The following is a 9,376-nucleotide window of genomic DNA, read 5'->3' as shown; positions in this document are numbered from 1 at the left end:
CCGGTTGTCTCGAAATGAGCTTGGCGATTGGCTAAATTGTCAAACTGATTTGCCCAGACGGCATTCTCCATTTCCGCAGCCAATCTTCCCGACAGTTTGACATAATTATTCGGGTCTTTGTAAGGAACAGCAGGAACAGTCCGAACTTCGGCGCCCAAGGTTTTCAAAGCATCGATTTTTTCTTGTGATTGGGTATCAGGAATCACAATCAAACACTTGTAACCTTTAGCGTTGCAAATGTGTGCTAAACCGATGCCCGTATTGCCGGCAGTGCCTTCAACAACAGTTCCCCCCGGTTTCAGCAAGCCTTTTTCTTCAGCGTCTTTGATGATGTACAAAGCAGCCCGGTCTTTGACGGAACCGCCGGGATTGAGAAACTCTGCTTTGCCGAGAATTTCGCAGCCGGTTTCATCGCTGAAGCTGTTTAATCGAATTAGTGGTGTGTTACCGATTGTGCCTACAAAGCCGTTTTTGATATCCATATTTTTTGATTGTTTCTATACTATATAATTCTGACAATAACTTTGATATTTCGTGCTAGCAGTTTACCAAATTTTGCTCATATTTAGCACAAATCCCGGCAAAACTGGGTCGCCACTGACTGTCACCGGATTCTCCAAGCATTCCTCTGGCAAACTGGGACGGTAGATGTAGACTCTGCGATTTTTGCGGTCAATCAGCCAGCCTAACTGCACTCCTGGTTCCCTCATATATTCTTGCATCTTTTCTTGTAGCGACTTAAGATTGTCAGACGCAGACCTGAGTTCTACTACAAAATCTGGGCAAATCGGGGCAAATTTTTGCTTTTGTTCGGGTGACAAAGCATTCCATCTTTCCAGTTTAATCCAAGCAGCGTCAGGCGACTTTTCTGCACCTGTTGACAAAGTAAATCCTGTACTGGAAGTAAATGCTAAGCCTGTACCATTTTGTTCAGCCCAAACCCACAGCGGCCCAAATATATTGCCTTCTCGATTTCCCGTCTCCGAACCAGTAGGCGGCATAATTAGCAGTTCTCCCGATTTGTTGCGTTCAATCCGTAATTCACTATTGATTTGACAGAACTCGAAAAACTCGTCCTCTGTCATTTGCAATTTTGGCGGTACTCGCAACACGATTGTTGGTGACAGCATTTTGCGTTTCCTCTAATTTCAATTGTTCAGACAATAGGATAATTTTTGGGTTCGTAGTGAGGACTTCAGTCCTCAAAAAAGAGGATTGAGGACTTTAGTCCTCACTACGAACCAGTCGGTAAATTTAACTTATTTATTCGGTTGAGGAGTCATCCGCAAATAAGGCTTAACTGGCGTGTAGCCTTTGGGAAATTTCTCTGCCAACTCTTTCGGGTCGGTAATCGAAGGTACGATGACGCAATCGTCGCCGTCTTTCCAGTCAACTGGAGTCGCAACGCTGTATTTGTCAGTAAGTTGCAGAGAATCAATTACCCGCAAAATTTCGCCAAAATTCCGACCAGTGCTCGCTGGATAAGTAATGCTCAAACGCAATTTCTTCTCCGGGTCAATCACGAATACTGTGCGAATTGTTAAGTTGTTCAGCGAGTTAGGATGAATCATGTCGTAAATGTCAGAGACTTTACGATCGCCATCTGCTAAAATTGGATAGTTGAGAGTAACTTTTTGAGTTTCCTCAATATCTTTAATCCAGCCCATGTGAGAATCCACATCATCCACACTCAGGGCGATGGTTTTAACGCCCCGCTTATCAAATTCAGATTTGAGACGGGCGACTGCGCCGAGTTCGGTGGTACAGACTGGAGTATAGTCTTTCGGGTGGGAAAACAACACGACCCAGCTATCGCCGGCCCAGTCGTAGAAATTGATTTCGCCTTCAGACGAGGCTTGGGTAAAGTTGGGAACTGTATCGCCTAATCGCAGTGACATAACTGGTTTCCTCTAATTTTATTTAACGACGGTTCTCTATCATCCCATAAGTGCCCGGTTTCTCGATCGCACTGTAAATGATTTTAAACTTTTTGGTCGATCGCCGACCAATACCATTACTGTAATATATATGAGAGTTTTACCCTAAATTTTGTTGCTATGCTGTACTTTTTGCTGAAGACAATACAGCCTGTTTTAGTTCCCGTGTGTTGTGTCTGTGCCTGGGGTTTAGTTTTTTTGGTGTGTTCGAGTGTCGGGCGTGCTGTCGGCGACTCAATGCACAGAGCTCAGCGGATGCACCAAATTCCTTGTGCTAACTGCGTGTTTTTCACTGGCGACTACCACCTCAAGTGTCCCGTTCAGCCTACAATAGCTTTATCTGAAGATGCGATCGACTGTTGTGATTATCGATCGCATTCGGGAACTTACGGTTAAAAAAATCAGCCGTCGCTTGACATATTTCTTAACATTTCTCGCTATTTCGATTAAACTTAAGTTGCGATCGAGAGATTTTCAGGAGTGTATAAAGAATGATAGTTCAAAAGCTAAACGGTTGCGACGAGTTTATAGCGGGTGACGGTACTCAACTGCGAGAATTGCTGCATCCAGACAAACAAGCTGTCGAGTTGCGTTACAGTTTAGCCCACGCCACCTTGCCACCGGGAGAAACTTCCGCGCTGCACTCCCTGACCACTTCTGAAGTTTACTACATCATCAGTGGCGTTGGGGAGATGCACATCGACGATGACACTCAATTGGTGGAAGTCGGAGATGCGATTTACATTCCGCCAAACGCCAAACAGTTTATTTACAATTGCGGCACAGAACCGCTAATATTTATTTGTATCGTCGATCCGGCGTGGCGAAAGGAAGACGAGACAATTTTTCAGTAAGGTGTCGAAAAATCTGTTTTAACAATAATAGCTTTAACAATAACAGCACCCAGCCATATGTACCGAGTGATTTCCTCTTTTTGCAACTTCGATGCGGAGTTGCAAAAATCCTAGGATTCACTTGCATTGCTCCCCTCTAATTAGTTGAGGAAGTATCAGCTTTGTTGGTGGGTGCTGTTATTGATTTTTGATGAGACAGATGTGAGATTAAACAGCGTTTTACTCCTTTGATTCTATTTTGAACTTCGCTGTGATATCTAGATGTTGCATCTGTCGGAAAAGCTTTTTGTTTGCTTCATGTTATTAATCTACCACCTTTTTCTAGAAGTGCAAGCACCTGCAACTAAACTTTACAGATGAAGGAAGACGGAAGTTCGGCAACGAGCAATGTACGGGATGTAACGGATGTCGGGGAGAAGGAAGACGGAAGACGGAAGACGGAAGACAATCTTCTATGGGTAGAGATATTGAGGAGGAATTATGAAGTTAAATGAAGCATCGAGCTTTCTGAATGGGCGGCTAAAATAGTACAGTTCGGCTGTGGCTGCTACTGCGAGAAACAGAGATAATATTTGTATGAAAAAAACCAAACTCATCAAACTGTGCGCCTTATCGCTGAGCATTTTCCTGCTGTGTAGCAGTATCGTGACAGCGGAACCGATTGCGAAGCCTCAACCGCAGCAGACTTACACTAACCAAGAGATTCTGCAACAGTTGGTGAAGGCGAAAGTCGTGTATCTGGGAGAAACCCACGATAGCGTTGCCGACCACCAAGCTCAACGGGCGATTGTTCGAGAAATGCAGCGGCAAAATCGTAAAATTGCGATCGCGATGGAGATGTTTCAGCGTCCGTTCCAAAGTGCGATCGACAACTACTTAGCTGGTAAACTGACAGAAGAGCAATTAGTCGAGCAAACAGAGTACGATCGCAGATGGCGTTTTCCCTGGGAATATTACGCCCCATTTTTGCGGTTTGCCAAAGAAAACAAATTGCCAGTCCTAGCCTTAAATACACCATCGGAAGTAACGAGAAAAGTTGCCTCTCAAGGCTTAGAAAGCCTCACAGCAGAGGACAAAAAATATATTCCGCCAATTTCCGAAATTCGCACCGACAACGCCGAATACAGGCAAATGCTGCTCGAAGTTTTCCAACAGCACCAAAAGGCAGCACAGGGAAATAGTACGGCCTTTGAAAGATTTTTGCAAGCTCAAGTTTTGTGGGATGAAACTATGGCGGAAAAAATCGCTGAATTTGTCAAAGCTAACCCGGATTATCAAGTTGTGGTGTTGGCGGGGAAAGGACATATTATGTTCGGTTACGGAATTCCCAGCCGCGTCGAGAGGCGCTTGGGAGTCGGAAATGTAAAAATGCGATCGGTTTTATTCAGTTCAGCTACAGATAGTCCTTTGTCTGCAAGCAAACCCATGGCTGACTTTGTTTGGAAGCACTTGGAATAGTACAATTTTACTCGCAAGCAATAATCGGGAACAGTCAATGACAAACACACCAAAAATACTTGCATTTGCCGGAAGTGCCCGGGAAGCGTCCTACAACAAACTGCTGGTAAAAGTTGCGGCTGCTGGGGCTAGGGCGGCGGGCGCAGAAGTTACTTATGTAGATTTGCGCGATTTCCCGCTGCCACTATTTGATGAAGATTTGGAAGCAAAAGAAGGAATACCAGAAAATGCCCGGAAGTTGAAGGAATTGATGGTAGCACATCACGGGTTTTTGATAGCTTCCCCCGAGTATAACAGTTCGATTACGGCTGTGTTGAAAAATGCGATCGACTGGGTATCGCGCCCAGCCCCGGGAGAACCAGGATTGGTGGCATTTACTGACAAAGTAGCGGTAATTATGAGCGCTTCCCCTGGCGGATTTGGCGGTATGCGGGGATTGGTGCATTTGCGATCGATCCTGGGTAATATTAACGTGTTCGTACTCCCGGATCAGAAAGCCATTCCCCAAGCTTTTCAAGCATTTAATGCTGATGGTACGATGAAAGATCCCAAACAGCAGGAGTCTGTGGAGAATCTCGGTGCTAAGTTGTCTAATGTGCTGTCGAAATTAATCGCGTGAGGTGATTAATTAATTTTGCAGTAGGGACGCAACAATGTTGTGTCCCAATCTCAGTATCTGTGATTTTGCTGGCTGCATCAAGTGAGATTCATAGAATAAAACCCTTGAAATGGCATCATTAAAATTCCCAATATCCGACTAATTTCATTAACAAAAAAGTCTCGCTTGTCAATATAAATTGTACTGCCATTCAACTTAAGAAACTTCCAATCAGTACCTGTAGTCACAGCCCCATAAATACTGGCAATTTGCTCTCCGCTGCGCTGATTAAATAATTGGGCGGCTACCATTTCTGCAATACACTGACCCAAACCAGATTTAATACTTTCATTCTTAGCCTCTGTGAGAGTAATGACGGGGGCGCGAATTTCATAGGAATCCTTTGATGCAGTGAGAATATAATCGCAATAGCCGTTCAAACCTGCTTCTAAATCTACATTGAATTCTGAACCCGAGAAAAAACCAACTTGAAAATCAAATTGCCGCCTGACTTCCAATAATATTGGGGCAATAATTAACTCAGCGCGAGCCTTTTCGGTATTAATTGCCGTAGCTAAGGACAGGTTTTCAGTTAAAGTAGTTTGCAAATAGGAACTTGGCTGTACCTCCGGGATATCGCCAAACAAATCTAAAGGTTCTTCTACGGTTAAATTAAAAGATTCTCTAACTTTCGCTAAAGTTGTAAAATCGCTGTATGCCACAGGTTGACCTCATTGCTCGATTTTGGCGATCGCATTCTCAAATTGCTACAATCATAGTTGATTGCCTGTTATCCTCACCCCCAAATTAACATGACATTCACCGGAGATCCAAATTCAGCACCTGTTTTGCCAACAGCCGCAGAAGCAGCGGTTGCCAAAATCAGCAGCCGCGCCTTACAATCGCACTTAGAAAATCATCCATCTGGCGAATCCCTGAAATTGATATTAGATGAAAAAGAGGGGAAGACAATTGACATCCCAGCCGCAGTATTACCCCTGCTGTTAGCGATTTTGCAACAGACAAGTAGCGGCAATACTGTCAAGCTGGCTCCCATTACTAAAGAACTCGATATCTGGCAGGTTGAGGGTTTGCTGAATGTGTCCCGCGAGTATGTGTGGCAGTTACTAGATGATGGCAAAATTCCTTACAAAATGGTACAAAGCTGCCGTCGGATACGTTACGAAGATGTCATGAAATATAAAAAGCAGGATTATGACAAAAGAAGTAAAATCCTTGACGAACTTGTGGCAGAATCAGAAGCACTCGGTTTGTACGACTAACTCATGAAAATTGTCAAAGTTGTCTGCGATGCTAATGTGTTATATTCAGCCGCACTCCGCGATTTGTTGATGGAACTAGGAGTTGGTGAGGTATTTGAACCGAGGTGGACAGAAGAGATTCACGAAGAATGGATAAGAAACGTGCTCCTGAACAATCGAAATCTTACATCAGAACGACTTACCAGAACCAAAAATATGATGAATGCCAGCATTAAAAATTGTTTAGTGCAAGACTATGAGACAATTATACAAGATTTGGAACTTCCCGATCCGGGCGATCGCCATGTTCTAGCAGCAGCAATTCATTCTCGCGCGGATTTTATCGTTACTTTCAATCTCAGAGATTTTCCTGCTGACAAACTCAGACAATATAATATTGAACCGCTGCACCCCGATCAGTTTATCCTGCGCTTGCTCAACTTCAATTGGCAAGGTGTATGCAAAGCAGCGGAAAAACAAAGAATCAGGCTCAAAAATCCGCCAAAAACGCCGGATGAGTATTTGCAAACGCTGGTAGAATTGGGACTGCCGCTGTCAGCAACTCGGATGCGAGAATTGTGTTATGCTGATTAGCCCGATCGCCTACTAAAAATTTATTTAACAGAGATAATAGCTACTTAAAGCGCTACCACCAATTGTACCAGTACCGCATCACCCGATCGACCTAAAAGAAAACCACCCGATCGCACATTGGCACACATAGGCTAGAACAAGCATAATTTAACCATCGGTCATCGGTCGGTTATACTTGTCACAAACAGTATGGCAGGCGTGGGAGACTCCTCCGTCACACCTGCCATGCAGTTTTATTTAATATTAGACAAGATTGCAAAATAATTTTATGCTATAATGAAGGGTTTGGCTTAAGTGGAGCAGATTGCAGGTTAGATCGGCACTTTAAAATTATGAGTTAGCTCTCAGGTCTAAAACTCAAAGCCTTTAATTGTAACTCCGTGATTTTTTTTTCAACAGGTCTAATATGTTCCAGGATAGCGGTCAGTCCATATTTTATGTTCATTAAGATATTCCTGATTTGAAAGGCTTCTCCCGCAACAGTGAGTTTTTTTTCGTTTGTAGCAGCAATTAACGAAAACAACATCTTGAGATACAAATTCAAGCTTGCTCGCGGTATTGTAAACCCGTAAATTTACTAGATTTCTTTGCCCAAATAACTCAATATTTTAAAAGTCTAAGTAATTCTATTTACGCCCCGCTTAAAGTTAGGTTGGTAAAGGTTATTATTTGTTTCCCTTTCTCGACTTTCTCCACAAGTGGACTGCTCCCAATCCCAAAAAGGTCAAAAATGAGGCGAAGGGGGAGGAGTTCTCCGGTACGGGAGTAGGAGGAGATTCGTTAATTTCTAAGGTCACAAGCCCCTCTCCTGAAATAGTTCCATTTCGGGCTTCGGTTATATTGTCAGTTGGGCGAGCATCGGGTATACTGGGCGGCGGGTTGCAGGGGCTAAAAAGCAACTAGATCTGATTCTATCAATCGCTCCGACGATCTATGAAACATCGAAATATAGAGCCTGTATTTTTGGCGATCGCCAAAATTAGTTGACGTGCCATCAGATCGGATGCCTTTTAATATTGTATCTTCATTCTATGCAACTTCATGTAAAATTGGTATTATGGACGATGTATTTTCAGTTTAATGAACAAATACCAGAGGTAAATCAACATAATAGAATCTGTCAAAATTAGCAAAAATAAAACCACCATAGCGGACTGGCGATTAACTCCTGGTTACTTGCATGAAGGTAGGTTAGATTTTGAATCAGCACATATTTTGTTAGGGTATTTCTTGGCAGATAGAAATTCTCTAAATCCACCGGGAGAAAAAGAATTATTTGCTGAAGATGGCATTTTTGAATGGGGACACGCCCAGCCTCTAGAAAAAGTCATAAATTCACGGGAAGATGTGGAGTTTCTGCTCAAAAATCCTAATTTGTTGCGGAACTGTATAACCATTATTGAACCGTGGGAACACGTAGGCGTTAACACTCTCGGAGAAGATGTTCGGGCTTCCAAAAACGTTGCCTACATTGCTCAAAAAGTTGCCGATATCGACTCAGTATTATTGCCAGTTTGGTCAACGGGAATCATCGATCCAGAAATAATTGTTCCGGCAATTACCTGCGGTTATGCCGTAGTAGTGGAAGGAGGCGATCCATCGACATACGATGAATCGACTTGGACAAGTCCAGCCTGTCCGCGAGAGGATATGTTTGCATTAGTGGAAAAATTGCTGATTTCGCGATCGCCCACCAGTGCCCCTGCAATATTCATCTGTGTAGGCCACCAACTGGCTGCTGAAGGTAACATACGACTGATTCGTCGTGCAGTCAAAGAAGTCCTGGGGATGACATCTTTGGATGGCGATCGCTCCGGCATTGCTCTGAGATCGTTGCAAGAGGTTGCAGGGCGCATCGAAGCAATAGGTAAGACTCTTCAAGTTAAAAAACGTGATGGGCGGGTTGTTGCCCAGGGCTGGAACGATCGGCATTTTGCGGTGACGCGCAATGAATCGAAGGAAGTTGGCGATCGCGTGTTGTTACCCTATCAGTCTCCAGACGGCGATGCCTTAGATATTCCTTGGGAACTCATCCATGCCCACTCTGTAACAGCAGATGCACATGAAGGTGTCATTGACACGACGATTCAATACGAGCATGAAGTATCAATTTCGATGTTTCACTCAGATGAAGTCAACGAAGAAGCTGTACTGTTTGCTAACTGGGCTTACCGAAGTATTCATGACGCCCTTATTCCTTATCGGCATTTGATAGCTGGAAGTCCTCTGTCATGGCTGATACAACTGCCTGATTCTGTGGAAATTCTTTGTTCGACAGCAGCTAATGGCGAAATAGTTACAGAATGTTCGGCTACGTGCATTAACTACAAAGACTTTGAAGCCAAAAAAATTCGACGTTCTTTTACTTGCCAGTTCCATCCAGAATTGCTGTCAGATTTGCGTGCGATCGGTAACAGCGAAGCTCCATCATATGCAACTTTGAAGAATGATGATGGTGTCCGCTTATTTGTACGACTACTGTATGCAGGTATGCAAGAGTAATGCTGTTAGCTTGCTGTCTTTTGGGAGATGAAGATGACAATTGAACTGAAACTATAGCCTTTCAAGCGAAAGATGATGTATGCTAAGTTATGCTACAACCCTTACACCACCAACCTTTTCAGATCAAGATTCGTCCGCGAATCAATGTGAGAAAGGCTATATCACAGCAAC

Annotated in this window: 11 protein-coding genes; 7 read left to right on the top strand and 4 right to left on the bottom strand. The window is 43.7% G+C overall.

Annotated elements, in window-relative coordinates; translation table 11 throughout:
• The 3 genes from JGK20_RS06515 to JGK20_RS06505 all read right to left on the bottom strand — a co-directional run.
• Positions 1-482, bottom strand: a 482-nt coding sequence (locus JGK20_RS06515; RefSeq protein ID WP_293229832.1) for a pyridoxal-phosphate dependent enzyme, incomplete at its 3' end; no start/stop codon positions are given.
• Positions 483-545: 63 nt separating this feature from the next.
• On the bottom strand, positions 546-1,130 hold the full coding sequence (locus tag JGK20_RS06510) for a Uma2 family endonuclease (protein WP_293176036.1): 585 nt from the start codon (positions 1,128-1,130) through the stop codon (positions 546-548).
• A gap of 129 nt (positions 1,131-1,259) precedes the next feature.
• Positions 1,260-1,898: a peroxiredoxin gene (locus JGK20_RS06505; RefSeq protein WP_293152832.1), complete on the bottom strand. Its 639-nt coding sequence runs from the start codon at positions 1,896-1,898 to the stop codon at positions 1,260-1,262.
• Positions 1,899-2,057: 159 nt separating this feature from the next.
• Here JGK20_RS06505 and JGK20_RS06500 point away from each other — a divergent pair, with 159 nt between their 5' ends.
• The 4 genes from JGK20_RS06500 to JGK20_RS06485 all read left to right on the top strand — a co-directional run bounded on the left by JGK20_RS06500 (position 2,058) and on the right by JGK20_RS06485 (position 4,868).
• Positions 2,058-2,333, top strand: coding sequence for a hypothetical protein (locus tag JGK20_RS06500; RefSeq protein ID WP_293176038.1), 276 nt, complete (start codon positions 2,058-2,060; stop codon positions 2,331-2,333).
• Between the two features lie 95 nt (positions 2,334-2,428).
• Positions 2,429-2,791, top strand: coding sequence for a cupin domain-containing protein (locus tag JGK20_RS06495; protein WP_293176040.1), 363 nt, complete (start codon positions 2,429-2,431; stop codon positions 2,789-2,791).
• 576 nt (positions 2,792-3,367) lie between these two features.
• A complete protein-coding gene (locus JGK20_RS06490) occupies positions 3,368-4,249 on the top strand; it encodes a ChaN family lipoprotein (protein ID WP_293229829.1) in 882 nt (293 codons plus the stop codon).
• 37 nt (positions 4,250-4,286) lie between these two features.
• A complete protein-coding gene (locus JGK20_RS06485; protein WP_293229826.1) occupies positions 4,287-4,868 on the top strand; it encodes an NAD(P)H-dependent oxidoreductase in 582 nt (193 codons plus the stop codon).
• Between the two features lie 77 nt (positions 4,869-4,945).
• Here JGK20_RS06485 and JGK20_RS06480 read toward each other — a convergent pair whose 3' ends face one another.
• Complete coding sequence (locus JGK20_RS06480; protein WP_293176048.1) at positions 4,946-5,569, bottom strand: hypothetical protein; 624 nt, start codon at positions 5,567-5,569, stop codon at positions 4,946-4,948.
• A 90-nt stretch (positions 5,570-5,659) separates the two neighbouring features.
• Here JGK20_RS06480 and JGK20_RS06475 point away from each other — a divergent pair, with 90 nt between their 5' ends.
• The 3 genes from JGK20_RS06475 (at position 5,660) to JGK20_RS06465 (ending at position 9,205) form a co-directional block, all read left to right on the top strand.
• Positions 5,660-6,130, top strand: a complete 471-nt coding sequence (locus JGK20_RS06475; protein ID WP_293176050.1) for an excisionase family DNA-binding protein — start codon at positions 5,660-5,662, stop codon at positions 6,128-6,130.
• Between the two features lie 3 nt (positions 6,131-6,133).
• Positions 6,134-6,703, top strand: a complete 570-nt coding sequence (locus JGK20_RS06470; RefSeq protein ID WP_293176052.1) for a PIN domain-containing protein — start codon at positions 6,134-6,136, stop codon at positions 6,701-6,703.
• A gap of 1,215 nt (positions 6,704-7,918) precedes the next feature.
• Positions 7,919-9,205, top strand: coding sequence for a hypothetical protein (locus JGK20_RS06465; protein WP_293229823.1), 1,287 nt, complete (start codon positions 7,919-7,921; stop codon positions 9,203-9,205).
• Positions 9,206-9,376: the final 171 nt, after the last annotated feature.

The organism is Microcoleus sp. PH2017_05_CCC_O_A, from assembly GCF_020738785.1.
GTDB lineage: Bacteria > Cyanobacteriota > Cyanobacteriia > Cyanobacteriales > Microcoleaceae > Microcoleus.
This window is presented reverse-complemented; position numbering and strand designations above follow the sequence as displayed.